Source organism: Streptomyces sp. NBC_01788 (genome assembly GCF_035917575.1).
In the GTDB taxonomy this organism is placed as follows: Bacteria; Actinomycetota; Actinomycetes; order Streptomycetales; family Streptomycetaceae; genus Streptomyces.
In genome coordinates this window covers 3,941,726-3,967,947 of sequence record NZ_CP109090.1, presented here as the reverse complement: position 1 = coordinate 3,967,947, position 26,222 = coordinate 3,941,726, and the positions used below count along the sequence as shown (strand labels likewise).

Sequence of the window (26,222 nt, the reverse complement as noted above, 5' to 3'; positions counted from 1 at the left end):
CGTGGTCCGGATCACTACCGTCGAAGACGTGACTGTGATCGCGACCGAAAGCCTGAGCAAGCGGTTCCCACGGGTGACCGCGCTTGACCGGCTCTCCGTGGACGTCGGACCGGGTGTGACCGGACTCGTCGGCGCCAACGGAGCCGGCAAGTCCACACTCATCAAGATCCTGCTGGGTCTGTCCCCCGCCACCGAGGGCCGCGCCGAGGTGCTCGGCCTCGACGTCGCCACCGAGGGCGCCGCCATCCGTGAGCGCGTCGGCTACATGCCGGAGCACGACTGCCTGCCGCCGGACGTCTCGGCCACCGAGTTCGTCGTCCACATGGCGCGCATGTCCGGCCTGCCCCCGACCGCCGCGCGCGAGCGCACCGCGGACACCCTCCGCCACGTCGGCCTGTACGAGGAGCGCTACCGCCCCATCGGCGGCTACTCCACGGGTATGAAGCAGCGCGTGAAGCTCGCCCAAGCCCTGGTGCACGACCCGCAGCTGGTCTTCCTCGACGAGCCGACCAACGGCCTCGACCCGGTCGGCCGCGACGACATGCTCGGCCTGATCCGCCGCATCCATACCGACTTCGGCATCTCCGTCCTGGTCACCTCCCACCTCCTGGGTGAACTGGAGCGCACCTGCGACCACGTGGTCGTCGTCGACGGCGGCAAGCTCCTGCGCTCCAGCTCCACCACCGACTTCACCCAGACCACGACGACCCTCGCCATCGAGGTCACCGACAGCGACGAGCACCCGGACGGCACCCGCGCGGTGCGCGAAGCGCTCCACGCGCGCGGGGTGGAGACACAGGACAGCACCGGCCTGCCGGGCGCGGGACACGTCCTGCTGCTCACCGCCCAGGGCGAGGAGACCTACGACCTGGTGCGGGACGTGATCGTGGACCTCGGCCTCGGCCTCGTGCGCATGGAGCAGCGACGCCACCACATCTCGGAGGTCTTCCGGGACAGCGACGAACAGCACGACGCACAGGGGAAGGAGGCGGTCGGCCATGGCGGTTGAACACACCGCGGCAACGCCCACGGGTGACCAGACCCGCATCCACAACATCGGCTACCGCAGCTACGACGGCCCCCGCCTCGGCCGCGCCTACGCCCGCCGCTCGCTGTACTCACAGTCCCTGCGCGGCGCCTACGGCCTCGGCCGCTCGGTGAAGTCCAAGGTGCTGCCGATGCTGCTGTTCGTGGTGATGTGCGTGCCCGCGGCCATCATCGTCGCCGTCGCGGTCGCCACCAAGGCCAAGGACCTGCCCATCGAGTACACGCGCTACGCCATCATCATGCAGGGAGTCATCAGCCTGTACGTCGCCTCGCAGGCACCCCAGTCCGTCTCGCGCGACCTGCGCTTCAAGACCGTGCCGCTGTACTTCTCACGCCCCATCGAGACCGCCGACTACGTGCGCGCCAAGTACGCGGCGCTGGCCTCCGCGCTGTTCATCCTGACTGCCGCCCCGCTGCTCGTGCTCTACGTGGGCGCGCTGCTGGCCAAGATGGACTTCGCCGACCAGACCAAGGGATTCGCCGAGGGAGTCGTCTCCGTGGCACTGCTCTCACTGCTCTTCGCCGGCATCGCCCTCGTCATCGCCGCCGTCACCCCGCGGCGCGGCTTCGGCATCGCCGCCGTGATCGCCGTGCTGGTCATCTCCTACGGCGCCGTCTCCACCCTCCAGGCCATCGCGGAGGTCCGGAACAACTCCGGCGCCATCCCCTGGATCGGCCTGTTCTCACCGGTCACCCTCGTCGACGGCGTGCAGACCGCCTTCCTGGGCGCGACCTCCTCGGCCCCCGGCGGTGTCGGCCCGGGCAGCGGACAGGGCGTCGTCCACGTCCTCGTCGCCCTCGGCGTCATCGCCGCCGCGTACGGTCTCCTGCTGCGCCGCTACAAGAAGGTGGGACTGTGACGACCCTCAGCATCGACCACGTCTCCCGCTGGTTCGGCAACGTGGTCGCCGTCAACGACATCACCATGACGATCGGCCCCGGCGTCACCGGGCTGCTCGGCCCCAACGGCGCCGGAAAGTCCACGCTGATCAACATGATGGCCGGCTTCCTTGCCCCCTCCACCGGCACGGTCACCCTCGACGGGCAGGCGGTGTGGCGCAACGAGAAGATCTACGAGCACATCGGCATCGTCCCCGAGCGGGAGGCGATGTACGACTTCCTCACCGGCCGCGAGTTCGTCGTCGCCAACGCCGAACTGCACGGCCTGGGCGCCAGGGCCGCCCAGAAGGCGCTCGCCACGGTTGAGATGGAGTACGCGCAGGACCGGAAGATCTCCACCTACTCCAAGGGCATGCGCCAGCGCGTGAAGATGGCCTCCGCGCTGGTCCACGACCCCTCGCTGCTCCTGCTCGACGAGCCGTTCAACGGCATGGACCCGCGCCAGCGCATGCAGCTGATGGACCTGCTGCGGCGCATGGGTGACGAGGGCCGCACCGTGCTGTTCTCCTCCCACATCCTGGAGGAGGTCGAACAACTCGCCTGGCACATCGAGGTCGTGGTCGCCGGACGGCACGCCGCCAGCGGCGACTTCCGCAGGATCCGCCGCCTGATGACCGACCGGCCGCACCGCTACCTGGTGCGCTCCAGCGACGACCGGGCACTGGCGGCCGCGCTGATCGCCGACCCGTCGACGTCCGGCATCGAGGTCGATCTCGCCGAGGGCGCGCTGCGCGTCCAGGCCGTCGACTTCGGCCGGTTCACGACCCTGCTGCCGCGGGTCGCCCGCGACCACGGCATCCGGCTGCACACGGTCTCGCCCTCCGACGAGTCCCTCGAGTCCGTCTTCTCGTATCTGGTCGCGGCGTAGGAGGCCGAAAATGTACGACCCCACAGTCGCCCGGCTCACCTACCGGGCCCTGCTCGGCCGTCGCCGGGCCCTCATCCTCGGCGCGCTGCCGCTGCTGCTGATCGTGATCGCCACGGCCGTCCGCGCCCTCGCCGGAGCCGACGACCAGACCACGGTGAACGTCCTGGGCGGGTTCGCGCTCGCCACCATGGTGCCGATCATCGGCGTCATCGCCGGCACCGGAGCGATCGGACCGGAGATCGACGACGGCTCGGTGGTGTACCTGCTGTCCAAACCGCTCAAGCGGCCGACGATCATCTTCACCAAGCTGATCGTGGCGATCGCGGTGACCATGGTCTTCTCCGCGCTGCCGACCCTGGTCGCCGGGCTGATCCTCAACGGCAACGGACAGCAGATCGCCGTCGCCTACACGGTGGCCGCGCTGGTCGCCTCCATCGCCTACGCGGCCCTCTTCCTCCTGCTGGGCACGGTCTCCCGGCACGCGGTGGTCTTCGGGCTCGTCTACGCGCTGGTCTGGGAGGCGCTGTTCGGCTCCCTGGTGGCCGGGGCGCGCACGCTGAGCGTCCAGCAGTGGGCGCTGGCCGTGGCGCACAAGGTCTCCGGCGGGGACATGGTCACCTCCGACGTCGGGCTGCCGACGGCGACCGTGCTGCTGGTGGTGGTGACCGTCCTGGCCACCTGGTACGCCGGACAGAAACTGCGGTCGCTGACCCTCGCAGGCGAGGAGTAGCGAGGCATCCGCTCAAGGCCGGGCGGTCCTGCCCGGCCTTGACGGAGGCTTCACCTCCACCCGGGCACACTGGGCAAACCGGATGAAGCGGCAGGAGGATGTGATGGCGGGCGACGTGCCGGAGAGCGAGGGCCGGGAGGCGACCGGGGACACGTGGGACGACGTCGTCCTGGACGCCGACTTCATACGGGGCGCCGGGACCGCCGAGCCCTCCGCCCGGGCGCGGATGCTCGCCGCGCGCTGGCGGCGCGAGGAGCCCGAGCCCCAGCCGTGGCGTTCCGACGAGCCGCCCGCCGGATGGTTCTTCAGCAAGGCCCGACGGCGTCGGTGGCGGCGCGGGTGAAGAGGCCCGGGGCGCCCGGTAATTCGGTGGCGCCGAGGCCGCCGTAGCGGCACAGTGGTGGTGTTCACCGCGCCGGATCGTGCCGGCGCCACGTTCTGGGAGAGGAGCTGGGCGATGCCGATGCACGGCAGTACGCCGAGCTCCCGACAGGGCAGCCCGCGGCGGGCTCCGGAGTAACTACCGGCTCCGTCGAGCCCGCTCCGCACGGGGAGCTGCCCGGGGCGGCCGCTTCGAGCACGCGAATCCCTTCGCGTGGGCCGCCCACCCGGAGGATTGGCCGAGTGGCAAGGCACCGGCTTGGTTCAAGCCGCGGTCGGGGTCACCCCCGCGCACGTTCGATCCGTGCATCCTCCGCCGAGACCGAAGGTTCAGCCCGCCAGCTTCTCCAGCAGGACCGCGATGCCGTCCTCGTCGTTCGAGGCCGTCACCTCGTCCGCGACCGCCTTCAGTTCCTCGTGGGCGTTGGCCATCGCCACGCCCCGCGACGCCCAGGCGAACATCGGGATGTCGTTGGGCATGTCGCCGAAGGCGATGGCGTCCGCCGCCTTCAGACCCAGCCGCCGCGCGGCCAGCGAAAGCCCCGTCGCCTTGGACAGGCCCAGCGGCAGCAGTTCGACGATGCCCTCGCCGGCCATGGTGACCGAGACGAAACCGCCGGCGGTCCGGCGGGCCACGTCGGCCAGTTCGTCGTCCGTGAGGTCCGGGTGCTGGATGTAGATCTTGTTGAGGGGCGCGCTCCACAGATCCGCGACGTCCGTGAACGGCGTCGCCGGAAGCGGGCCCGCCGCGTAGCCGGGACCGACCAGCACCTCGCCGTCCAGGCCGTCGCGGCTCGCCGCCAGATACAGCGGACCGACCTCCGCCTCGATCTTGGCCAGGGCCACCGCCGCCAGTTGCCGGTCCAGGGTCACCGAGGTCAGCAGACGGTGCTCCCCGGCGTCGTACACCTGGGCGCCCTGGCCGCAGACGGCGAGGCCTCGGTAGCCGAGGTCGTCCAGGACGTGCCGGGTCCAGGGCACAGCGCGGCCGGTGACGACGAGATGCGCGGCACCCGCCGCGGTGGCCGCGGCGAGCGCCTCACGGGTGCGCCGGGAGACCGACCCGTCGGAGCGCAGAAGCGTCCCGTCGAGGTCGGTCGCGATCAGCTTGTAGGGGAACGGCCCGGCGACGGGTCTCACTTGGCCACCGCTTCCAGAACCTCCCGGCCGCCGAGGTAGGGACGCAGCACCTCCGGCACCCGCACGGAACCGTCGGCCTGCTGGTGGTTCTCCAGGATCGCGACGATCGTGCGCGGGACGGCGCACAGCGTGCCGTTGAGCGTCGCCAGCGGGCGGACCGCCTTGCCGTCACGGAAGCGGATCTGGAGCCGGCGGGACTGGAACTCGGTGCAGTCCGAGGTCGAGGTCAGCTCGCGGTACTTGTCCTGAGTCGGAACCCACGCCTCGCAGTCGAACTTGCGCGAGGCAGAGGCGCCCAGGTCGCCCGAGGCGACGTCGATCACACGGAACGGCAGCTCCAGCGAGGTCAGCCACTGCTTCTCCCACTCCAGCAGCCGCCGGTGCTCCTCCTGCGACTCCTCGGGGTGGACGTAGGAGAACATCTCGACCTTGTCGAACTGGTGGACACGGAAGATGCCCTTGGTGTCCTTGCCGTGCGAGCCGGCCTCGCGGCGGAAGCACGGCGAGAACCCGGCGTACCGCAGCGGCAGGCGCTCGGCGTCGATGATCTCGTCCATGTGATACGCCGCCAGCGGCACCTCGGAGGTGCCGACCAGGTACAGGTCGTCCTTGTCGAGGTGGTAGACGTCCTGGGCCGCCTGGCCGAGGAAGCCCGTGCCCGCCATCGACTGGGGGCGGACCAGCGCGGGGGTCAGCATCGGCGTGAAGCCGGCCGCGGTGGCCTGGGCGATCGCCGCGTTCACCAGCGCCAGCTCCAGCAGGGCGCCGACACCGGTGAGGAAGTAGAAGCGTGAGCCGGAGACCTTCGCGCCGCGCTCCACGTCGATCGCGCCGAGGAGCCGGCCCAGCTCCAGGTGGTCCCTGGGCTCGAAGCCCTCGGCGGCGAAGTCGCGGATCGTGCCGTGCGTCTCCAGCGTGACGAAGTCCTCCTCGCCGCCGACGGGCACGTCGGGGTGGATGAGGTTGCCGAGCCGGAGGATGAGTTCCTGGGTCTCGGCGTCGGCCGCGTCGCGCTCGGCGTCGGCGGTCTTGACGTCGGCGGCGAGCGCGCCCGCCCGCTTCAGCAGCTCGGCCTTCTCGTCACCCGAGGCCTTGGGGATGAGCTTGCCCAGCGCCTTCTGCTCGGCGCGCAGCTCGTCGAAGCGGACGCCGGACGACCTGCGTCGCTCGTCGGCAGACAGGAGGGAGTCGACGAGCGCGACGTCCTCTCCACGGGCACGCTGCGAGGCGCGCGCACGGTCGGGGTCCTCACGGAGCAGACGAAGGTCAATCACGCGCTCAAGGCTACCGGTGCGACGTTCCACCCCACGACTCAGTATTCCGAACCATGCCGTACGTGCCGTTATGGGGGAATTGCCTCCCGTGTCAATAATGGAGACCCGTCTCCCTGGAACGAGGCAGGTGGCGGGCGCCGGGTTGACCTGATTCCCTTGTGCGGAACGGGACTTGGGGTCGAGTTGTCCACAGGGATCCACAGTTCGCGGAGAGTTTTCCACAGGCTGTGTGGAAGATCTGTGGATTTCGGAATTGATCACTCCGGAAGCGTGCTGCGGACGGAGGAATTCCCGTCTCGATGCGCCAGGGTGCCCACTTTCGGGTGGAAAGGGGTCGCCCCAAAAGATGAACCAAAGGAGACAGGTGGACGAAGGGTGACCTGTGCGCCCCCGGCCGCTCTTGGATGCTGAAGGCCGATTTGTCGACCGAGTCCCCATTGGGTGTCGACTTGTCCCCAGGTCGAGAGGGCCGAGGACGGGAGGGTGTGGATAACTCCTGTGGACAACGAGCATCCGCAGGCAGCACCGGCCGGAATCGGCGCGACCGGCTAGAAACGACCGTCCTGGCAGCGTGCCACCCAGTCCGCCGCCGCCACGAACTCCTCGTCCGAGGTCCCGGTCAGCCGAGGCCGCAGGTCCGCCGCGTCGGCGTCCGCCCGCGGGTACGAGCCCAGGAAGCGGACCTGGAGGCAGATCCGCTTGAGCCCCATCAGGGCCTCCGCCATCCGGCGGTCGGTGATGTGGCCCTCGGCGTCGATGCAGAAGCAGTAGTTGCCGATGCCGGCGCCGGTCGGACGGGACTGGAGCAGCATCAGGTTGATACCGCGGGTGCTGAACTCGCCGAGCAGGTCGCGCAGCCCGCCGGGATGGTCGTCGCGCTGCCACAGCACCACGGACGTCTTGTCCGTGCCGCTCGGCGCGGCGGGCCGCGCGGGCCGGCCGACCAGCACGAACCGTGTCTGTGCGTTCTCCGCGTCGTGGATGTTCGTCTCCAGGGGCACGAGCCCGTACCGCGCGGCGGCGAACTCACCGGCGAACGCGGCGTCGTAGCGGCCCTCCTGGACCAGGCGGGCGCCGTCCGCGTTCGAGGCGGCCGACTCCCAGACGGCGTCCGGGAGGTTCGCCGAGAGCCAGTTGCGCACCTGCGGCTGGGCGGCCGGGTGAGCGGTGACCGTCTTGATGTCCGACAGTGTCGTACCGGGCCTGACCAGCAGCGCGAAGGTGATCGACAGCAGTACCTCGCGGTAGATCATCAGCGGCTGGCCCGCGACCAGCTCGTCGAGCGTGGTGGTGATGCCGCCCTCGACGGAGTTCTCGATCGGCACGAAAGCGGCCTCGGCCTCGCCGACCCGGACGGCGTCCAGTGCCGACTGCACGGACACGTACGGGACCAGTTCCCGGGTGGCCGTCTCGGGAAGGGTGCGCAGGGCGACTTCGGTGAAGGTGCCCTCGGGGCCGAGATACGCGTAGCTCGCTGGCATGACCTCACCCTAATCGCCGCGGCGGAACCCGGCTCGCGTGTCTCACGGACGCCCCTCCCGCGGGTGAACCGGGTGTGACGGGTGTGATTCCCCGGGTGTGACGGGTGCGATCCCGCCGCCTCCCGCGGTGCTCACCCCTCCAGGAGCCGCTGCCCCACGTACTCGCCCTTCGCAGCCCCGCCCGGGACCGCGAAGAGACCGCTCGCCTCGTGCCGTACGTACGCCGACAGCGCGTCGCCGCGGTCCAGCTTGCGCTGCACCGGCACGAAGCCGCGCAGCGGGTCCGCCTGCCAGCAGATGAACAGCAGGCCCGCGTCCGGAGTGCCGTCGGTGTCGAAGCCGTCGTGGTAGGAGAAGGGGCGCCGGAGCATGGCCGCGCCCCCGTTCTGGTCGGGCCGGGTGATCCGGGCGTGGGCGTTGACCGGGACGACGTACGTGCCGTCCTTGCCGGTCTTCTCCAGGTCCATCGCGGTCGTCTCGGAGCCGCCGCTGAGCGGCGCCCCGTCGGACTTGCGGCGCCCGATGACGTCCTCCTGCTGGGTGAGCGGCAGCTTCTCCCAGTCGTCCAGGAGCATCCGGATACGGCGTACGACGACGTAGGAGCCGTTCGCCATCCAGGCGGGCTCGCCGTTCGCGGGCACGAAGAGGCGCTGGTCGAAGTCCGGGTCGGCGGGCTTCGGGTTGCGGGTGCCGTCGATCTGCCCCATCAGGTTGCGGGCCGTCATGGGCCGCGTGGTGGCTCCGGGGGAGCGGTTGAAGCCGTTCATCTGCCAGCGGACGCGGGCGGCGCCGCCCGCGTCCTTCTGGAGGGCGCGCAGGGCGTGGAAGGCGACCAGCGCGTCGTTGGCGCCGATCTGCACCCACAGATCGCCGTTGCTGCGTGCTTGGTCGAGCCGGTCGGAGGAGAAGTCGGGCAGCGGGTCGAGAGCGCCGGGCCGCTGCCGGCTCAGGTCCGTACGGTCGAAGAAGGAGCGGCCGAAACCGAAGGTGACCGTCAGCGCCGAGGGCCCCGCGTCCTGTGCCACGTCGGTGTCGTCGTGCGGGGCCGGTTCACCCGCCATCAGCCGCTCGGCCGTCGCCGACCAGCGGCGCAGCAGCGCGGCGGCCTCCCTGCGGCCCGCTCCGGGCACGAGGTCGAAGGCGACGAGATGGCCGCGGGCCTGGAGGGCGTCGGTGATGCCGGGCTGATGTTTCCCGTGAAACATCGCCCGGTCGGCGCCGAGCGAGGTGAGCGGGGTGGCACCGGCGGGCGCCGCGCTGTAGCCGAGGCCGGCGCCGGCCGCGCCGAGGACGAGTCCGGTGGCTCCGGCGGTGCCGAGCAGCCGCCGTCGCGACACGCCGGCTCCGGCTCCGGCTCCGGCTCCGGTGCCGGCCGACGCGGGCGCGGTCGCCGCGCGCGCGGACTTGGAGGAGGTGGTCTCCGGGGTGGACTGGTCGGTCATGGTGCGGTTCAGCCGATCTGCGCGTTCTTGGTGACGGACACCTGGTCGATGTCGGAGGTCCGCACGGTCGCTTCGACCTTCCAGTCGCCCGCCATGGGGATCTGCACTCCGCTCGCCACCCAGTGTCCGGTGGTGACGTGCTCCGGGGTCACCGGGAGCGGCCCGATGTTCTTCGTGGCCAGGGTGAAGGAGATCTTGAGCTCGGCGACGTCGCGGAGACGCCCGTCGGTCCCGAGGGCGAAGATGTGCAACTCGTTGCCGCCCACGCGCGCGGGGTCGATGTCGATCCGTACGACGCCCTTGCCGTCCTTGCCGCCGGTGTCGAAGGGCATGTCGAGCGTGACGGCGCCCGCCGCGGAGGACGAGGAAGAGGACGAGGAGGACGACGTGGCGGCCTTGGCCTCGGTCTCCGTGCGCCCCGGTTCGGTCTGCGTCAGCACGGTGGTGACGACGAGCAGCACGACGGCGACACCGGCCTCCATCAGGACGGACCGACGCAGCCCGAAGCGGTGGGGGTCGGCGTCCCGCAGCCGCTTCTGCCGCGCGGTGTCCACGGCGGCCTGCTGCCGGGCGAGCTGGGCGGCGCGCCGCGCGGCCTCCCCCTTCGCCGCTTTGCCACCGGGCTGCGCCTTGCCACCGGTCTTCCCCTTGGCCGCGTCCTTCCCACCGGCGGCCGCCTTCCCGGCGCCCGCTTTCCCCGCCTCGGCCTTACCAGCTGCTTTCCCGGCCCCGCCCTTCCCGGATCCGGTCTTCGAGTCGGCGCCGGCCCCGGTCGTCGCGTCCGAACCGGACTTCCTGCCCGCGGCCGCCGCGACCTTCGCGCGTGCCTTGGCCGACGCCTTCGTGGTGGCCGTCTCTGCCAAGAGGCCCGTCCAGCGGCGGGACGTGGCGGCGATGCCGACCATCAGCAGCACCAGAGCGATCTTGATGAGGAGCAACTGTCCGTAGCGCGTATCGGTGAGCGCCGACCAGGAGCCGACCTGGCGCCAGGACTGGTAGGTGCCGGTCGCGACCAGAGCGAGGACGGAGCCGAAGGCGAGGCGGGAGAAACGGCGTACGGCCGCGGGCTCGATCGGGGTCTCGGCGGGCGCCCGGTACAGCGTGACCAGGAGCGCGGCGAGCCCGCCGAGCCAGGCGGCCACGGCGAGCAGGTGGACGACGTCGACCGGCATCGCGATGCCGGGCTGGAGACCGGTCGAGGCGTGCTCGGCCATGGCCCAGCTGGCGGCGAGGCCGACGGCGACCACGGTGCCGCCGATCGCGAGCCCGAAGGTCAGATCGCGCTTCTCGTCGTCCGCGCGTTTCTGGTACTCCCCGAAGAGCACCGCGACGAACAGCGCCGCCGCCGCGAGCAGCAGCAGCCGGGACACGAGGGCCGCCCCGGACTTGGTCTGGAGCACCTGCCCGAGGAGCGTCAGGTCGAAGACGTCCCCGATCTTTCCGGAAGTGGTGTAGGAGCCGCGCAGGAGCAGCAGCGCGAGCGTGGCCGCGGTGAGCGCGACCCAGCCGGAGACGACGAGCCGCTGCACCGCCCGCACGCCCGAGCCGCGCTGCCAGCAGGCCAGTACGAAGGCGGCGCCACCGGCCAGCACGATGAAGCCGGCGTACGACACGTACCGCCCGACCCCGTAGAGCGCGCCGACGATCCCGCCGCCCACCGTCTGGTCGCCGACCGTGGCGGACGTCTTGGAGGGCGCGCCGATGGAGAAGGTGTAGGCACCGCCCACGGGGTGGCTGTCGGCCGAGACCACCTGGTAGGCGACGGTGTAGGTGCCGTCCGGCAGTCCGCTGTGCAGGCGCACGGCGTACGTCGTCCCGCTGACGTTGGCGGGCTTCCCGGTGTCGACGCGGTTGCCCTTGGGGTCCAGGACTCGCAGCGAGTCGTCGCTCATCGCGACCTGCTCGGAGAACGTCAGCGACACCTGCGAGGGCGCCTTGTCGACCACCACCCCCTGCTGCGGATCGCTGCCGGTCAGGGCGGCGTGCGCGGAGGCCGGGGCGGCTCCGGCGAGGAGCACGCCGGCGACGGCCAGGAGCAGCAGCGTCAGGGCCCGGAAGCGTGGGGCGATGGTCTGCGACAAGGTGGTCCCTCCCTCAGTGTCCGGTCGCGGGGTTGTACGTGGCAGATTTCACCGGCATCTCGACCTTGACGGTGCCGGATTCGGCGAAGTGCAGTTCGACGGGGACCGTCTGGCCCTGCCGGGGCGCGCGCTTCAACTGGTCGAACATCAGGTGGTTGCCGCCGCTCTTGAACACGAGGCGGCCGTGGGCGGGGACGGTCAGGGGGCCGGCTTCCGTCATGACCCCGCCGGCCGTCTGGTGCACGGTGACGTCCTCGGCCTCGGCGCTGGTGACCGAGGTGAGTTCGTCCTTGGCGCCGCCCTTGTTCTCTATGGTCAGGAAGCCGGCCGCCATGGAGGCCGAGACGGGCTGGGGCATGTAGGCGGAGTGGACGGAGAGGTCGGCCTTCGTGCCGCCGGTGTCCGAGGACGCGCCGCAGCCGGTCAGCAGGGCGGTGCCGGTCAGGGCCGCGGCCACGAGCACGGCCGCCGCTGCCTGCCGCCTCACGGGTTCTCCCCCTTGACGATCCTGGGGAGGTCCTTGGTGTAGTCGTCGACGGTGGCGTCCTCGCCGTAGAGGACGTATCCGGCGTCGGTCTTCGGCGAGAAGGCGATCACCTGGGTGCCGTGCATCGAGACGAGCTTGCCGTTCTTGTCCTTCGTGGTCGGCTCGATGGAGATGCCGAGCGTACGCGCGCCGGCCTGGATGGTGGAGAAGTCGCCGGTCAGTCCTATGAACTGCGGGTCGATCATCTTGAGCCACTTGCCGAGTTCGGCCGGGGTGTCGCGGTCGGGGTCGGTCGTGACGAACACCACGCGCAGGTCGTCCTGCTGGGCCTTGGGCAGCGCCTTCTTGGCGACCGCGATGTTGCTCATGGTCAGCGGGCAGGCGTCGGGGCAGTGGGTGTAGCCGAAGTAGACGAGCGTCGGGTGGCCGGAGGTCTCCTCGCGGAGGTCGTACTTCTTTCCCTGGGTGTCCGTGAGGACCAGGTCCGGCTTCTCGAACGGCTGGTCGAGGACGGTCGCGGCCTTCTGCGAGGTGTCCTCGGAGACGACGGCGACGGGTTTCCTGCCGTCGTCTCCGCTGTCGCAGGCGGAGAGGGTCATGGTGGCCGCGGCGAGCAGCGCGGCCGCGACGAAGGTCTTGTTGTGCATAGAGAAATGTCCCAGATGTGAGAACTCCGGCGCGCACCGGGGGCCGTACGCGGGAGTGGCACGACCCCCGGAGCGCGTGACGGACTGGCCGCGGATCAGGCGGTGGTGCGCCTGCGGCCGGCGAGTACGCCGTAGGCCACGCCGGCCGCGCCGACGAGGATGCCGACGATGCCGAGGACGCGGGCGGTGGTGTCGCTGCCGCTCTTGGCGGAGTCGGCGGCGGTGGTCTGGGCGGCGGGCTTGGTGTCGGTGGTGTCCTTGGCCGACGCGTCGTGCCCGTCACCGCCCGAGGCCGCGGTCAGCTGAAGCGTCGGCGCCGGGTTGTCGGGCTCCTCCTGGCCCTTCTGCGGCACCTCGATCCAGCGCACGACCTCCTTGTTGGAGTACGTCTGGATCGCCTTGAAGACGAGCTGGTCGGCGTCCTCCGGCAGCGTGCCGACGGAGACGGGGAACTTCTGGAAGAAGCCGGGCTCGATGCCCTTGCCGTCGGCGGTCCAGGTGACCTTGGTGACGGCCTCGGAGATCTTCTTGCCGTGCATCTCCAGCGGCTTGTCCAGCTGCGACTTGGTGACGTCGACCTTCCAGCCGGGCACCGGCTGCGGCATCACGGAGGCCAGCGGGTGGTCGGTCGGGAAGTTGACCTCGACCTTGGTGGTGGAGGCGTTGTCGCGCTCGTTGGGGACCTTGAAGTCGACGACGGCGTAGCCGCCCTTGGCGGCGGCGCCCTCGGGCTGCACGGTGACGTGTGCGAACGCGGGGGCGGACAGGGCGAGGACGGCCGAGCCGGCGACGGCGGCGGTGGCGACGAGTCGGGAAGCCTTCATAAGGGGTGCACTCCGCTTCGAGTGGGTTCCGGTGTGTGGGGGTGCGCGTGCGGAGCGGGACCAGTGGTGTTCCCGCCGGACGGGCACGCGCGCGCGTGCCGCACGACGGCGGCCGCTCCCCCGGCGGAAGCCCGCTCGGTGGGGTGGTGGTCGCGTCGCGTCAGGCAGCGAGGGCGAGTGCGGCGGCGGCCGGCGGGCCGCGGCGGATCACCGTGTGCTGGAGTGCGGTGGTGTGGGGGGTGAGGGGCGCGGAGTCGGCGGTGCGCGGCAGGCGCGGGCCGGTACCGGCCGCCGTGGGCAGCCCGGCGCACAGGGCGCGCACCAGGGCGAGCGCCCCGCGCAGGGACCGTACGAGCGCGGTCTCGGCGACTCCGTGCGCCGACAGTTCGATCAGCCGCAGCAGGGCCAGGTCGCCGCGTCGCAGCACCCAGCCCGTGGCGAGGGCGGCCAGGACGTGGACGAGCAGCATCGGCAGGGACGGCAGCAGGGCGGCCACGCCCATGGGAAACGGGGAGGCCGCCGAGTGGTGCGGGGCGTTCAGGCCCGCACCGGCACCGGCGTAGGCGTGTGCGTCGACGAGTATCCGGTAGGCCTGGGCCGGGCTGATCGCGGCGGCGGTGGCCCCGCAGACGTACCGGGCGGCCCGCTGGACGAGCTCGGCGTCGGACAGAACGGGCGCGGAGCCCGTCGGTCCCGAGGAGCCCATGGCCATGGCGCCCATGCCGCTCTGCCCCATGCCGAACAGGGCGTGCAGCACGGTCTGGCCGACCACCAGCAGCGCCGCGATCCCCGGCAGGGAACGCGCCCGCCCGGCGAGCGGTGCCACCACGACCAGCGCCCCGAGGAACCCGGCGCCGAGCGTCCACAGCGGCACCGCGGCACAGGAGGCCAGCGAGTGCCCGGCCGCGGCCAGCACGACGCAGACCGCGGCGAACACCGCAGCCCGCAGGGTCCGTAGACCGCGTCCGGCTGGTGCCGTGCGCGGGTGGGGGGCAGACATGGCGGCCTCATCATCCCACTGGACCCGGGTCCGCCGTACAGCAGGTCCACAAGATGCGGTAGATCCGGAAAGTCACGGTCTGATGACGTCGGCCCGTACATACACCGATTCCCCGTCCCGCCGCGTCCGCCGATCGCGCGGTGCCGAGTCGACGCAGTGCTTATGGACGGGCACTCGGGGCAATACGTAACGGTATGTCGAGCCGCGGCCGGGAGGCTGGAGCATGAGCATCTGGTGGTCACTCCATCTGCGGCGTGACGCCGCGAGCGTGCCGCTCGCCCGGCGACTGCTGCTCGGCACGATGGAGACCGCGGGCGTCGACCCCGAGATCTCCTACGACCTGTCCGTGGCCCTGAGCGAGGCCTGCGCGAACGCGGTGGAGCACGGCGGGGACACCGAGTCCTCCGACGCGTTCCGGGTCACCGCCTTCCTCGACGGGGAGAAGTGCCGCATCGAGGTGGCCGACACTGGCCCCGGCTTTCCGCCGGCGGGCCGCCGGCGCCCGGTCCGCGCCGCGCGCGGCGAGGCCGAGCACGGCCGCGGCCTGTACCTCATCCAGGAACTCGCCGACCACGTCCACATCCGCAACAGGCCGGGCCGCGGCGGCGCGGTGGTGGTTTTCGACAAGAACCTCAAGTGGCGTGAGGACGCCCCGCTGATGGCGGTGTAGCGCCGCGCGAGACGCGGGCCGGACCGTCGGGCGTGTCCCGGGCCCGGCGCGGCCTCAGGCGTCGGCCAGGAGCTTCGCCAGTGCTTCCAGAGCCTCGGGGTAACCCTCCCCCCAGGTACGTGAATTCGCCGGGCGCGTCCCGGCGCGGGAAGGCCGGGCACCCCGCGGGTACCCGGCCGTCACCTCCGTGTCAGCTCTTCAGCGACGCCATCCAGGCCTCGACCTCGTCGGAGCGGCGCGGCAGGCCCGCGGAGAGATTGCGGTTGCCGTCCTGGGTGACGAGGATGTCGTCCTCGATGCGGACGCCGATGCCGCGGTACTCCTCCGGGACGGTCAGGTCGTCGGCCTGGAAGTACAGGCCCGGCTCGACGGTGAGGACCATGCCGGGCTCCAGCGTGCCGTCGACGTACGTCTCGGTCCGGGCGGCAGCGCAGTCGTGGACGTCCATGCCGAGCATGTGGCCGGTGCCGTGCAGCGTCCAGCGGCGCTGCAGGCCCAGCTCCAGGACCCGCTCGACCGGGCCCTCGACCAGGCCCCACTCGACGAGCTTCTCGGCGAGCACGCGCTGGGCGGCGTCGTGGAAGTCGCGGTACTTGGCGCCCGGCTTCACCGCCGCGATGCCGGCCTCCTGGGACTCGTACACCGCGTCGTAGATCTTCTTCTGGATCTCGTCGTACGTGCCGTTGACCGGCAGCGTGCGCGTGACGTCGGCGGTGTAGAGGGTGTGCGTCTCCACGCCCGCGTCCAGCAGGAGCAGGTCGCCGGAGCGGACCGGTCCGTCGTTGCGCACCCAGTGCAGCGTGCAGGCGTGCGGGCCGGCCGCGCAGATGGAGCCGTAGCCGATGTCGTTGCCCTCGACGCGCGCGCGGAGAAAGAACGTTCCCTCGATGTAGCGCTCGCTGGTCGCCTCGGCCTTGTCGAGGACCTTCACCACGTCCTCGAAGCCGCGCACGGTGGAGTCGACGGCCTTCTGCAGCTCGCCGATCTCGAAGTCGTCCTTGACCAGGCGGGCCTCGGAGAGGAAGACGCGCAGCTCCCCGTCGTGCTCGGCGGTGACCTTGTCGGTCAGCGCCTCCTCGATGCCGGCGTCGTAGCCGCGCACGACGCGGACCGGGCCGGTGGCCTCGCGCAGCTTGTCCGCCAGTTCGCGCACGTCGGAGGTCGGGATGCCGTAGAGCGTCGTGGCCTCGGTCAGGGAGTGGCGGCGGCCGACCCACAGCTCGCCCTGGCCGGAGAGCCAGAACTCGCCGTTCTCACGGTCGGAGCGCGGCAGGAGGTAGAGCGTCCCCTCGTGGCCGTCCGCGGTGGGCTCCAGGACCAGGACGCCGTCCTCGGTCTGGTTGCCGGTGAGGTAGGCGTACTCGACCGAGGAGCGGAAGGCGTACTCCGTGTCGTTCGAGCGGGTCTTCAGGTTGCCCGCGGGAATGACCAGGCGCTCGCCGGGGAAGCGTGCGGACAGCGCGGCGCGGCGGCGCGTGGTGTGCTCCGCCTGGGCGACCGGTTCGAGGTCGTGCAGCTCGGTGTCGGCCCAGCCGGACTTCATGTTCTCGGCGAGCTCGTCGGACACGCCCGGGTACAGGCCGTTCTTCCGCTGCTTGATCGGTTCTTCTTCGGCGGTCTCCGGGGTCTCCGGCAGCTCCTGCGCCACGGTCTTCCTCCTCGATACAGCCACTGGGCCGTCCCCCATCGTACGGTCGTGCGGAAGGGGGCCAAAGGCGGAAGTGCCTGTTACCGGGCGGCCTACTCGAAGCGCGCCGCCAGCAGCGCCACGTCCTCCGCGCCGTCGGTCACGTCAAGTCCGTTCGGCAGGACCGTGTGCAGGACGTGGTCGGCGACGGCCGCCGGGTCGTGGCGCAGCGCGCGCGGGACGCTCGCCGCGGCCGTGTGCAGCCGGGCGAAGGCGCGGTCGACGGAGTCGCCGGTGCGGTGCAGCAGTCCGTCGGTGTACAGCAGCACCGTCTCGCCCGAGGACACCTGGAACTCCACGCTCGGCGCCTCCCAGCAGGCGAGCATGCCCAGCGGCGCGGACACGGACGTCTCCACGAACTCCGTGCGCCGTTCGCCGAGCACCAGCGGCGGGCAGTGCCCGGCGCCCGCCATGGTGATCCGGCGCAGCGCGGGCTCGCAGTAGGCGAACAGGGCCGTGGCGGAGCGGGCGGGCTCGGTCAGCCGCAGGAGCAGTTCGAGGTCGGACAGGACGGCGACGGGATCCTCGCCCTCCATCACCGCGTACGCCCGCAGGGACGCCCGCAGCCGGCCCATCGCGGCGATCGCGCCCGGCCCGGCGCCGGTGACCGAGCCGACCGCGAGGCCGAGCGCGGCGTCGGGCAGCGGCAGCGCGTCGTACCAGTCGCCGCCGCCGCGCGGGCCGGTGCGGTGCCGCGAGGCGAGCTGGACACCGGGGACGCGGGGCAGCCGGGAGGGCAGCAGCTCCTCGTAGACCGTCGCCATGCACACGCGCGTGCGCTCGGTGTCGAGCAGGCGCGCCAGGTGCTCGGTGGCGAAGCGGAGGTAGAGGCCGACGAGATGGCGCCGCCGCTCGGCCGGCTCGGCGGGTTCGTCGTAGAACCAGACGGCGGCGCCGAGGCGGCCGGCGGCCTCGGTGGACAGGGGCAGCGCGTAACAGGCGGCGTAGCCGAGGCGGCCGGCCACCTCGCGGTGGCGCGGATCGAGGCCGTCCTCGGAGAACAGGTCGGGACGCACGTCCTCGCCGTCGCCGCCCGGCAGGCCGGCCGCGGTGTCGAGGAGCGTCCCGTACGGCATGGCGCTGCGCGGCACGGTCTCGATGTGGCCGAGATCGGCCCGTGCCAGGCCGAGGCCGATGGTGGTGTCGGGGCCGAGTCCGTCGTCCGGTTCGAGGACGGCGAGGCCGCGCCGGGCGCCGACGAGGGCGGCTCCGGCGCGCAGCAGTTCCTTCAGGGCGGCGTCGAGTCCGTTCGTACGGGCCAGCCGTTCGGTGAGCTCGTTCAGGGTGGTGAGGTCGGAGACCCAGCCGGCGAGCCGGTCCTGCAGGAGGGCGCCCGCCGGGCGGGGGGCGTGCGGGCCGGACGGACCGCTCGGGGAGGTGTCCGGGGCGGCGGGTGGAGGCGCGACAGTGTGTGCGGGAGCGGGGACCGTCGCATCGATTCCAGCCACTTTCGGGGGGTGGGGGGCGTTCATGGCGCCCGGCCTTCCGACCGGTGCGTATTGCTCAAAAGCATCGCAAACCCCCATGTCATTCTGCGCCGCCAGCAGTGTCTCCACATGTACACGCACTCGTGAGGGGATGTCCAGCATTGTCCTGCCGGGTTTCCTGGTGTCAGAGGGCTTCTGGGGGTCTTCTTCCCAACCTCTTGCTAAAAAAGGAAGTTGGCTTGAAACTGCCTCGGGTGACGGCCTGTTGCGGTCGACTGGGCCTGCTCGACAGAGCGTCACAGCGGTCGTGATGGGTACGTACTCGGAGAAGGCCAGGGGTGGTTGGTTGCCACCCGGAACCTGGCGACGGACCCGGGCGTCTTAACCACCGACGACCGTGCCCCATCCTTGCGTGACGGCGGCGGAGAGCAGAAGACAAGACGGCATAACGCCATGCTCCGCCACCCCGCGCCACGCCCATGCTTCTGGTAGACGCAGTATGGACGGGGCTGCCGTGGAAGCAGCCGATGTTCGGCCCATAGGGGTTCCCCGTGCCTGAAGGCAGGGGTGTGATGCGCCAACAGGTACGCACAGTCAGTGATCGACACATGGTGTGAGTGGTCCACGGTGTTGCCAGCGGTGCAACGGAAAGGAACGAGCGCTCATGCGCGAGATCCCCGGAAGGCGACGCGGGCTCCTGTCCCAGCGCAGCGACGAGAGGCCTGAGCCGATCAGCGCGGCCCTGACCTTCGCGACCCGGTGGCAGTGGCCCGTGCTGCCGGGCGTGGCACTGGATCCGCGGCGGCCCGACCGCTGCGGCTGCCCCGACCCGGAGTGCACGGTGCCCGGCGCGCACCCCTTCGAACCCGGCCTCCTGGCTGCCACCACCGACGCCCGTATGGTGCGCTGGTGGTGGACCAACCGGCCCACCGCGCCGATCGTCCTGGCCACCGGGGGCACGGCCCCCTGTGCGGTGAGCCTGCCGGCCCTCCCGGCCGCGCGCGCCCTCACCGCGCTCGACCGCGTCGGCATGCGGCTCGGCCCGGTCGTCGCCTCGCCCAAGCGCTGGGCGATCCTCGTCAAGCCGTACTCCATGGAGCAGTTGGGCGAGCTGCTCTACGCCAAGGACTTCGTCCCCGGCTCGCTCCGCTTCCACGGCGAGGGCGGCTACCTCGCCCTGCCCCCCTCCGAGACCGGCGACGGCCCGATCCGCTGGGAACGTGCCCCGCTGCCCGGCTCCGCCTCGCCCTGGGTGCCCGATGTGGAGGCCGTGGTCGACGCGGTGGTGGAGGCCCTCACTCGTACGGGTGTGAGCGCCCCCGAGTTGTAGGGGTGTCACGGCCGCGGCGGGCGAACTGCCCGCCCCGGGTCGTTATCGTCCCCCTCATGCTGCGTCCCTCCGTCGGACCCGGAAGCCGAGTGCCGGGCGGCGGCCCCGCGATCCGGTGCCTCCGTCTGCTCGCTCTCCTGGGCGTCGTCGGCTGCGCCGTCGTACTGCCGCCGGCCGGGGCGTCCGCCGGCCAGGCCGGCCACCGAAGCGGCGGGGACGCCCGGTCCGCGGTGCGCGCCCTGCCGGGCGGCGACGGCGGGATGCCCTCCGCCGCGCAGGCCCCTTCCACGCGGGTGCTCGGCCTGGGGCTCGCCACCGCCGCGCGCTGTGGCCCCGAGGTCGCTTCGCCCGGCGGCGTCGAGGCGCAGACGTGTGTGCTCACCCAGGGCGCGGACACCTGGGCGCGCACCTACTACCGCAACACGACCGGGCGGCCCCTGGAGGCCGGCCTGACCCTCATGGGGCCGGGTGATCGCACCGTGCGGACGCATTGCGCGCTAGCCGGGGGCGAAGAGTCGGATACCTGTGAGACGCCGCGGGAGCCCAGCCGGGGGGCGGTGGCGGCGTACAGCGCCGTCGCGGAGTTCGCCGAGCGCGGCGGGCGGGCCGCGCTGCTGCTGCGATCGGGGAGCAACTCGCCGATGGCAACGGGCCGTTGACGTGCCGCGGCGCTCGGTGAACGGCTGCGGACACGCAAGCGCCCGGTTGCTGGCGACGGGGGATGCACCAGCAACCGGGCTACTGGAACGGTAACAAGAGATCGGCAGTTCGCAAATTCGATCCCGGCTTTCCAGTCACCGGGTGCATGGCCTTTTAGGTCACCGACTCGACTGCGCCGCCCGCTGGTTGTGACGGGCGTCACTCACTCTGCCCGAGTCGGGTGACCGACCGGACGGTGACCGGGCGACCGGCCGGACGGCCGCCTCGGAGACTGTCCGGAGGGCAGACTCGGCGACTGGCCGGACGGCTGACCGGGCGGCCGGTCGAAGGTCCGGCCGCCCGGTCGTCGCTCAGCTCAGCGTGACCTGCCGGTTGGTCAGACCGCCGCGGGCCCGGCGCTCGTCCCCGGTCAGCGGCGCCTCGCTGGCCAGCGCCGCGGCCAGGTGCTCGGCGAACTCGGCGGCCGGCTTCTCCACGTCCTGGGCGCCCATCTCGCTCGGCAGGTCCCACACGGGCACGGTCAGGCCGTGCGCCCGGAAGGAGCCCACGAGACGGGTGCCCTCACCGAGGTTCGAACGGCCCGCCGCGTGCAGTCGCGCGAGGGCGTCCAGAAGCTGCTCCTCCGGGTGCGGCATGACCCAGCGCAGGTGGTTCTTCTCCGGCGTCAGGCACCAGTACGCCGCCTCGACGCTCTCCAGGCGCACGGTCGGAATGGCCGCCGCGTTCGCCCGCTCCAGGGAGGCGGTGACCTCCGGCGTCGCGTTCTCCGCGTCCGGCACCCAGAACTCGAAGCCCTCGTGCACCACCGGTTCGAAGGAGGCCTTCAGGTCGAGCAGGTCCTGGAGCCGCGGGCCGTCGGCCGGGGCGCGGCGGCCCTGCACCGGGGTGCCGGGCTTGGCCTCCAGGGCGCGCAGCAGGGTGTCGGCGAGGTCGCGGCTGATGTCGCCGGACGACGTGTCGTTCTGCAGGCCGAGCAGCACCGAGCCGTCGTCGCGGCGCATCGCGGGCCAGGCCATCGGCAGGACCGTGGCGAGTGTGACGGCCGGGACGCCGTCGGGCAGGCCGTCGTGCAGGGCCAGCCCCGCCGTGGCGGCGGGGACCAGCTCGCGCAGCGCCACCCAGTCGCACTCGCCGGGCAGTCCCTCGAAGGGCCGCTGCACCAGCTCGGTCACCGCGTGCGCGGCGGCCCGGCCGTGGCAGGCCTTGTACCGCCGGCCACTGCCGCACGGGCAGGGTTCGCGCGCACCGACGACCGGGATCTCTCCATCCGTGAGCTGCGGGCGCTTGGCCTTCGTCTGGGGTCGCTTCTTGGCCATCTGGGTGTCTCCCGGTTACGGCTCGTCTCGTACGGGCGCGAGCCTAGCCGTTCACGCCGTCAACGACGGGACCCTGTGGACGCGGCGGGAAATGTGGACAACCGGTCGGCCCCGCGTCCGTGTCCGGGACGCAGTACCTCGACGGACCCGGGGTCTCCCGCTCGCAGGCCTCGCGCGCGCCCGCCCGCGCCCGGAACGGGCCCGGAGAGCGGTGCACGGAAGCCGTCTGCTCCGCGCGCACGGACGCGCTCGCGGTCCGGCCCGGGCGATGCCCGGGCGCGGCGTACATGCGCGTGGGGTCAGTCCAGGTCGCCGAAGGCGTCCGTGAAGCCCAGATCGGGCACCGCCGCCACCGGCGGTGCGGTAACCCGGGAGGCGAAGTCGTCGCGACGGTGACCGGCGTCCGGGTCGTGCACGTCCTCATGGACGACCACCCACACCGTGACCTCGCCGCCGACGCTGTCCCGTACGCCCCAGTCGTCGCAGAGCGCGCTGATGATGTTCAGCCCGCGGCCGCCGTGAGCGGTGACCGAGGGGGTGGCCGGGGACGGGCGGGTCGGGCCGCCGCCGTCGGTCACCTCGATGATCAGCCTGCCGCTCGCGTCCACCCGCCACGCGGCCCGGACGTCGCCGTCGCCGACCAGGGCACCGCGCAGCGGCCGGCCGTGCTTGCAGGCATTGCTCAAGAGTTCGGAAAGGATCAGTACGGCGTCGTCGACGACCGATTCCGCCACGCCGCCGCCGCGCAGTTGATCACGCATCCGGCGCCTTGCTTCCCCCACGCCCGCAGGGCCATGGGGTACGGCCATGCTCGACGACGTGGGCACCTCCTGTGCCACCACCAACGCCACCCCCGAGACCTCCTTCGCCCCACGCCACGGAGTGGATGCCCCACCGGCCTGTACCGGAAACCGGCCGAATCGCGTCCGGCGACGCATTCGGAACGGTCGGTCACGCACCGAACGCGCCGGAGCACTCCCTGTCATCGCGGCTGGACCGACGGCAGGTCACGCGGCTGGACCGGCGGCGGTCAGCGGCCGAGCCGGTGCAGGACCGCGCGCGGGCGGTTGGTGATGATGGCGTCCACTCCGAGGTCCACGCAGAGGTCGACGTCCTCGGGCTCGTTCACGGTCCACACGTGCACCTGGTGTCCCGCCTGCTTGAGCCGCTCCACGTACGCCGGCTGGTTGCGCAGGATGCGGATCGAGGGGCCCGCGATCCCGACTCCCGCCGGCAGCCGCCCGTCCCGCAGCCGCGGTGTGACGAACTGAACCAGGTAGACCGTCGGCAGTGTCGGCGAGGCCGCCCGCACCCGGTGCAGCGAACGTGCCGAGAAACTCATCACACGCACCGGCGACTTCGCGGGCGAGGTGGGGGCGTCCATTCCGAACCGCTTCAGGAGCGCCAGCAGCCGTTCCTCGACCTGCCCCGCCCACCGCGTGGGGTGCTTGGTCTCGATGGCCAGCTCCACCTGGCGCCCGGCGTCGGCGACGAGTTCTAGCAGCCTCTCCAGGGTGAGGACGGAGGTGTCCTCCGGGTCCTCGGGCCGCACCTCCCAGTCCGGCTCCTCGGCCCGGCCGCGCCAGGACGCGCGTGTGCGCCACGATCCGAAGTCCAGCGCGGCGAGGTCGGCGAGCTCCAGCGCCGAAACCGCTCCCCGGCCGTTGGACGTACGGTTGACGCGGCGGTCGTGCACGCAGACGAGATGGCCGTCCGCGGTCAGGCGCACATCGCACTCGAGGGCGTCCGCGCCGTCCTCGATGGCCTTCCGGTAGGCGGCCAGTGTGTGCTCCGGGGCAGCCTCGGAGGCTCCGCGGTGGGCGACGACCTGGATGTGGTGCTGCCGTACGTGGGTCACCGCGCCATGGTGCCACCGCGGCGGAATGGGCGGGACGGCGGAGAGCCGTCGATAATGTGTCCTTTTCATGTGAGATGACCTATATAAAGAATGCACCGGGACCCACAGCATCGGCTTATGGTGCTCTGACGGCCCGTGGGAAAAGCTGACTACGTACATCTGCAGCACATGCACAGCTGGTGCGCGCCGGGTCGCCGGCGGGCATGCCGAGCGTGAACGAGTGCGACCGACAACAACAGCCGTGGACCAAGGAGAAGAGCTGTGAGCACCGAGAACGAGGGCAACACGGTACCGCCGGCGCCGTCCGCACCTCCCGTGCCGGTGGAGACTCCCGCTGCTTCCCCGCACCCGGCCGCCCCCCAGGGCGGCCCTGTCGCACCCCCGCCCCCGGACGTGCCCCCGTACGTCCCGGGAGCCCACGGCGCGCCCGCACCGCAGGACCCCGGCGCGCCCGTCGACGGCTCCTGGCCGCCCCCGTCGCCCGCCACGCCCGCCTACATGGACGGCGGCGCGGGAGGCTCCGGCTGGGGCGCCGCGTACCAGCAGCACCAGCCCGCGCCCAAGCCCGGCGGCCGGCGCGGCGGCCTGATCGCCGCGGTCCTGGTGGCCGCCCTGGTCGCCGGCGGCCTGGGCGGAGGCCTCGGCTACACCCTGGCCAGGAACGACGACAGCGGCTCCACCACGGTCTCCGCCTCCGACACCGGCGCCTCGCAGATCAAGCGCGACCCGAACTCGATCGCGGGTGTGGCTGCCAAGGCCCTGCCGAGCACGGTCACCATCGAGGCCGAGGGGAGCGGCGGCCGGGGTGGTACCGGCACCGGCTTCGTCTTCGACACCCAGGGCCACATCGTCACCAACAACCACGTGGTGGCCGACGCCGTCGACGGCGGCAAGCTCAGCGCCACCTTCCCCGACGGCAGGAAGTACGACGCCGAGGTCGTCGGCCACGCCCAGGGCTACGACGTCGCGGTCATCCGGCTCAAGAACGCCCCCTCGGACCTCAAGCCGCTCGCCCTCGGCGACTCCGACAAGGTGGCCGTCGGCGACGAGACGATCGCCATCGGCGCGCCCTTCGGTCTGTCGAACACGGTGACGACCGGCATCATCAGTGCGAAGAACCGTCCCGTCGCCTCCAGCGACGGCGGCTCCGACAGCAAGGCCTCCTACATGAGCGCCCTGCAGACGGACGCCTCCATCAACCCGGGCAACTCCGGCGGCCCGCTCCTCGACGCGCGCGGCGCGGTCATCGGCATCAACTCCGCCATCCAGTCCACGAGCAGCGGCGGCCTCGGCAGCTCCGGCCAGTCCGGCTCGATCGGCCTGGGCTTCGCCATCCCGATCAACCAGGCCAAGTACGTCGCCCAGCAGCTGATCAAGACCGGCAAGCCCGTCTACGCCAAGATCGGCGCGTCGGTGTCCCTGGAGGACACGTCCAGCGGCGCCAAGATCACCGACCAGGGCGTCAGCGGCTCCGCCCCGGTCGAGTCGGGCGGCCCCGCCGCCGAGGCCGGCCTCAAGCCCGGCGACGTCATCACCAAGCTCGACAACCGGGTGATCGACTCCGGCCCGACCCTCATCGGCGAGATCTGGACCCACAAGCCCGGCGACAAGGTCACCGTCACCTACAAGCGCGGCGGCAAGGAGCACATGGCGCAGCTGACCCTCGGCTCCCGCATCGGCGACAGCTGATCCCACGCGCGCCCGCCAACCCGTTAGTCTTGTCCCCGCGCCGCCACACGCGAGCGGCGCGGGGTGGGTTGCCCGAGCGGCCTAAGGGAACGGTCTTGAAAACCGTCGTGGCGCGAGTCACCGTGGGTTCAAATCCCACACCCACCGCGCATGTGAACGGCCTCTGACCAGGTGTGATCCGGTCGGGGGCCGTTCTGTTGGGGGTTACGGGTGGTGGCCCGTCAGGCGGGCTGCGGAGGCTGTGGTCGCGCGGGCCTCGCGTTCGGTCAGGCCGGTGTGGCGGGCCGCGTCGATCAGGGCGTCGACGAGGGAGGGGCCGATGCCGTGCTCGTAGGCGCGGCAGGCGGCCCAGAACAGGCGGGTGTTGCGCTGGCCCTCATGAGCGTCCAGGACGAACCGCACCAGGCCCTGGCCGTGCCGGCCCGCGGAGGGCGGTGCGGGGTGGCGGTGGGTGCGGGGCGGGGGGAGCAGCAGGCGCAGGAGGGCGCGCGGGCAGGGGGCCGGGGCGAGGTGCGCGGTGCCGGGGGAGGTCGCGTAGACGCCGTGTCCGGTGCGGGAGCCGGGGCCGACCAGGTAGCCACCGGCGCCGCGGATGTCGATGCCGGGGGCCAGGCGGCCGGCCGAGTTGGGGACGACGACGTCGGGCGGCCCGCTCAGCCACAGGTGGCGGCCGCCGCTGGGGGTCAGCACGACCACCGTGGCGGGGATGGTGAACAGATGGCGCAGGGCGAGCTCGCGCAGGGCCGTCGCGGCGTCCGTGCCGCTCTTGGTGTCCAGGTCGACGCCGATCAGATGGTGCGGGGGCAGTCCGCAGGCGATGCCGTAGCCGGTGGCCCAGGGCGCGGCGGCGAACAGTTGCCGGATGCGGGCCGGGTCGCTGGAGGCGTCGTACACCCCGTGACCGAAGCGCCCGCACTCGCCGTGGCAGGTCGGACATGGCGGACCGGGCGGGCCCGTCGGGCCGGGGCCGTCGCGGTGCGGGGAGCGCAGGGCCGGGAGTTTCGTCCGGGACAGGGGGATGACGGCCAGTCCGCGTTCGGCGGCTGACAGGGCGTGCGCGAGGGCCAGCGTCGTGGCCTGCCGGTCGATGGTGGCCATGCTTCTATGTTCGTACGTACGTTCGAGAAAGGGAAGAGGGGTGGGCGCGGCGCGCCGGAAGGCCGGGATTTCGGGCGGCTTCTCGAAAGGTGCCTCGGCCCTTGCGGCGCTTGGGGAGCAGCGGTCCGCGCCGCCCCCGCCGCGGTCCGGGGCGACAGAAAAGGCGGCGAAAGGGGTTTATCGAC

24 protein-coding genes and 2 tRNA genes are annotated in these 26,222 nt (G+C 71.9%); 11 read left to right on the top strand and 15 right to left on the bottom strand.

What is annotated here, in order from left to right; translation table 11 throughout:
* Positions 1-34: 34 nt before the first annotated feature.
* The 6 genes from OIE49_RS18025 (at position 35) to OIE49_RS18000 (ending at position 4,242) form a co-directional block, all read left to right on the top strand.
* Positions 35-1,009, top strand: a complete 975-nt coding sequence (locus OIE49_RS18025; protein ID WP_326806261.1) for an ABC transporter ATP-binding protein — start codon at positions 35-37, stop codon at positions 1,007-1,009.
* Positions 999-1,907, top strand: a complete 909-nt coding sequence (locus tag OIE49_RS18020; RefSeq protein WP_326803218.1) for an ABC transporter permease — start codon at positions 999-1,001, stop codon at positions 1,905-1,907. The genes OIE49_RS18025 and OIE49_RS18020 overlap by 11 nt, the downstream gene beginning before the upstream one ends.
* Positions 1,904-2,815: an ABC transporter ATP-binding protein gene (locus tag OIE49_RS18015; protein ID WP_326803217.1), complete on the top strand. Its 912-nt coding sequence runs from the start codon at positions 1,904-1,906 to the stop codon at positions 2,813-2,815. Before OIE49_RS18020 ends, OIE49_RS18015 begins: the two co-directional genes overlap by 4 nt.
* Before the next feature lie 10 nt (positions 2,816-2,825).
* Positions 2,826-3,545 (top strand): ABC transporter permease, encoded by a 720-nt coding sequence (locus OIE49_RS18010; protein WP_326803216.1) that lies wholly within the window; start codon positions 2,826-2,828, stop codon positions 3,543-3,545.
* A gap of 103 nt (positions 3,546-3,648) precedes the next feature.
* Positions 3,649-3,888: an SGM_3592 family protein gene (locus tag OIE49_RS18005; RefSeq protein WP_326803215.1), complete on the top strand. Its 240-nt coding sequence runs from the start codon at positions 3,649-3,651 to the stop codon at positions 3,886-3,888.
* A 267-nt stretch (positions 3,889-4,155) separates the two neighbouring features.
* Positions 4,156-4,242 (top strand) — tRNA-OTHER (locus OIE49_RS18000).
* Between the two features lie 14 nt (positions 4,243-4,256).
* Here the strand turns inward: OIE49_RS18000 and OIE49_RS17995 are convergent.
* The 9 genes from OIE49_RS17995 to OIE49_RS17955 form a co-directional block, all read right to left on the bottom strand.
* Complete coding sequence (locus tag OIE49_RS17995) at positions 4,257-5,066, bottom strand: HAD family hydrolase (protein WP_326803214.1); 810 nt, start codon at positions 5,064-5,066, stop codon at positions 4,257-4,259.
* Positions 5,063-6,340 carry a serine--tRNA ligase gene (serS, locus tag OIE49_RS17990; RefSeq protein WP_326803213.1) on the bottom strand — a complete coding sequence of 426 codons (1,278 nt, stop codon included), beginning with the start codon at positions 6,338-6,340 and terminating at the stop codon, positions 5,063-5,065. The genes OIE49_RS17995 and serS overlap by 4 nt, the downstream gene beginning before the upstream one ends.
* Before the next feature lie 548 nt (positions 6,341-6,888).
* Positions 6,889-7,821, bottom strand: coding sequence for a prephenate dehydratase (gene pheA / locus OIE49_RS17985; protein ID WP_326803212.1), 933 nt, complete (start codon positions 7,819-7,821; stop codon positions 6,889-6,891).
* A 131-nt stretch (positions 7,822-7,952) separates the two neighbouring features.
* On the bottom strand, positions 7,953-9,263 hold the full coding sequence (gene efeB / locus OIE49_RS17980) for an iron uptake transporter deferrochelatase/peroxidase subunit (protein ID WP_326803211.1): 1,311 nt from the start codon (positions 9,261-9,263) through the stop codon (positions 7,953-7,955).
* Between the two features lie 8 nt (positions 9,264-9,271).
* Positions 9,272-11,344, bottom strand: coding sequence for a copper resistance CopC/CopD family protein (locus OIE49_RS17975; RefSeq protein WP_326803210.1), 2,073 nt, complete (start codon positions 11,342-11,344; stop codon positions 9,272-9,274).
* 13 nt (positions 11,345-11,357) lie between these two features.
* Positions 11,358-11,831 carry a copper chaperone PCu(A)C gene (locus tag OIE49_RS17970; RefSeq protein WP_326803209.1) on the bottom strand — a complete coding sequence of 158 codons (474 nt, stop codon included), beginning with the start codon at positions 11,829-11,831 and terminating at the stop codon, positions 11,358-11,360.
* Positions 11,828-12,478 (bottom strand): SCO family protein, encoded by a 651-nt coding sequence (locus tag OIE49_RS17965; protein WP_326803208.1) that lies wholly within the window; start codon positions 12,476-12,478, stop codon positions 11,828-11,830. Before OIE49_RS17965 ends, OIE49_RS17970 begins: the two co-directional genes overlap by 4 nt.
* Positions 12,479-12,573: 95 nt before the next feature.
* A complete protein-coding gene (locus tag OIE49_RS17960; protein WP_326803207.1) occupies positions 12,574-13,302 on the bottom strand; it encodes a YcnI family copper-binding membrane protein in 729 nt (242 codons plus the stop codon).
* Between the two features lie 160 nt (positions 13,303-13,462).
* Positions 13,463-14,302, bottom strand: a complete 840-nt coding sequence (locus OIE49_RS17955; RefSeq protein WP_326803206.1) for a hypothetical protein — start codon at positions 14,300-14,302, stop codon at positions 13,463-13,465.
* Positions 14,303-14,525: 223 nt separating this feature from the next.
* On the opposite strand from OIE49_RS17955, the gene OIE49_RS17950 reads away from it, so the two are divergent.
* Positions 14,526-14,972 carry an ATP-binding protein gene (locus OIE49_RS17950; RefSeq protein WP_326803205.1) on the top strand — a complete coding sequence of 149 codons (447 nt, stop codon included), beginning with the start codon at positions 14,526-14,528 and terminating at the stop codon, positions 14,970-14,972.
* Between the two features lie 190 nt (positions 14,973-15,162).
* On the opposite strand, the gene OIE49_RS17945 is transcribed toward OIE49_RS17950, so the two are convergent.
* Positions 15,163-16,659, bottom strand: coding sequence for an aminopeptidase P family protein (locus OIE49_RS17945; protein ID WP_326803204.1), 1,497 nt, complete (start codon positions 16,657-16,659; stop codon positions 15,163-15,165).
* A 53-nt stretch (positions 16,660-16,712) separates the two neighbouring features.
* Positions 16,713-18,248: a PP2C family protein-serine/threonine phosphatase gene (locus OIE49_RS17940; protein WP_326803203.1), complete on the bottom strand. Its 1,536-nt coding sequence runs from the start codon at positions 18,246-18,248 to the stop codon at positions 16,713-16,715.
* Positions 18,249-18,750: 502 nt separating this feature from the next.
* Between OIE49_RS17940 and OIE49_RS17935 the strand changes: the two genes are divergently transcribed.
* A complete protein-coding gene (locus OIE49_RS17935; protein WP_326803202.1) occupies positions 18,751-19,416 on the top strand; it encodes a bifunctional DNA primase/polymerase in 666 nt (221 codons plus the stop codon).
* Positions 19,417-19,472: 56 nt separating this feature from the next.
* Positions 19,473-20,075, top strand: coding sequence for a hypothetical protein (locus OIE49_RS17930; protein ID WP_326803201.1), 603 nt, complete (start codon positions 19,473-19,475; stop codon positions 20,073-20,075).
* A 351-nt stretch (positions 20,076-20,426) separates the two neighbouring features.
* On the opposite strand, the gene OIE49_RS17925 is transcribed toward OIE49_RS17930, so the two are convergent.
* The 3 genes from OIE49_RS17925 to OIE49_RS17915 all read right to left on the bottom strand — a co-directional run bounded on the left by OIE49_RS17925 (position 20,427) and on the right by OIE49_RS17915 (position 23,250).
* Positions 20,427-21,392 (bottom strand): DUF5926 family protein, encoded by a 966-nt coding sequence (locus OIE49_RS17925; protein WP_326803200.1) that lies wholly within the window; start codon positions 21,390-21,392, stop codon positions 20,427-20,429.
* Between the two features lie 299 nt (positions 21,393-21,691).
* On the bottom strand, positions 21,692-22,330 hold the full coding sequence (locus OIE49_RS17920) for an ATP-binding protein (protein WP_326803199.1): 639 nt from the start codon (positions 22,328-22,330) through the stop codon (positions 21,692-21,694).
* Positions 22,331-22,422: 92 nt separating this feature from the next.
* Positions 22,423-23,250 carry a glycerophosphodiester phosphodiesterase gene (locus tag OIE49_RS17915; RefSeq protein WP_326803198.1) on the bottom strand — a complete coding sequence of 276 codons (828 nt, stop codon included), beginning with the start codon at positions 23,248-23,250 and terminating at the stop codon, positions 22,423-22,425.
* 261 nt (positions 23,251-23,511) lie between these two features.
* Between OIE49_RS17915 and OIE49_RS17910 the strand changes: the two genes are divergently transcribed.
* Positions 23,512-24,939, top strand: a complete 1,428-nt coding sequence (locus OIE49_RS17910; RefSeq protein WP_326803197.1) for a S1C family serine protease — start codon at positions 23,512-23,514, stop codon at positions 24,937-24,939.
* 62 nt (positions 24,940-25,001) lie between these two features.
* Positions 25,002-25,086, top strand: a tRNA-Ser gene (locus OIE49_RS17905).
* Between the two features lie 57 nt (positions 25,087-25,143).
* Here OIE49_RS17905 and OIE49_RS17900 read toward each other — a convergent pair.
* The gene (locus OIE49_RS17900; protein WP_326803196.1) at positions 25,144-26,037 is read right to left on the bottom strand and encodes a bifunctional DNA primase/polymerase; all 894 of its coding nucleotides are present in this window, start codon (positions 26,035-26,037) and stop codon (positions 25,144-25,146) included.
* Between the last annotated feature and the right edge of the window lie 185 nt (positions 26,038-26,222).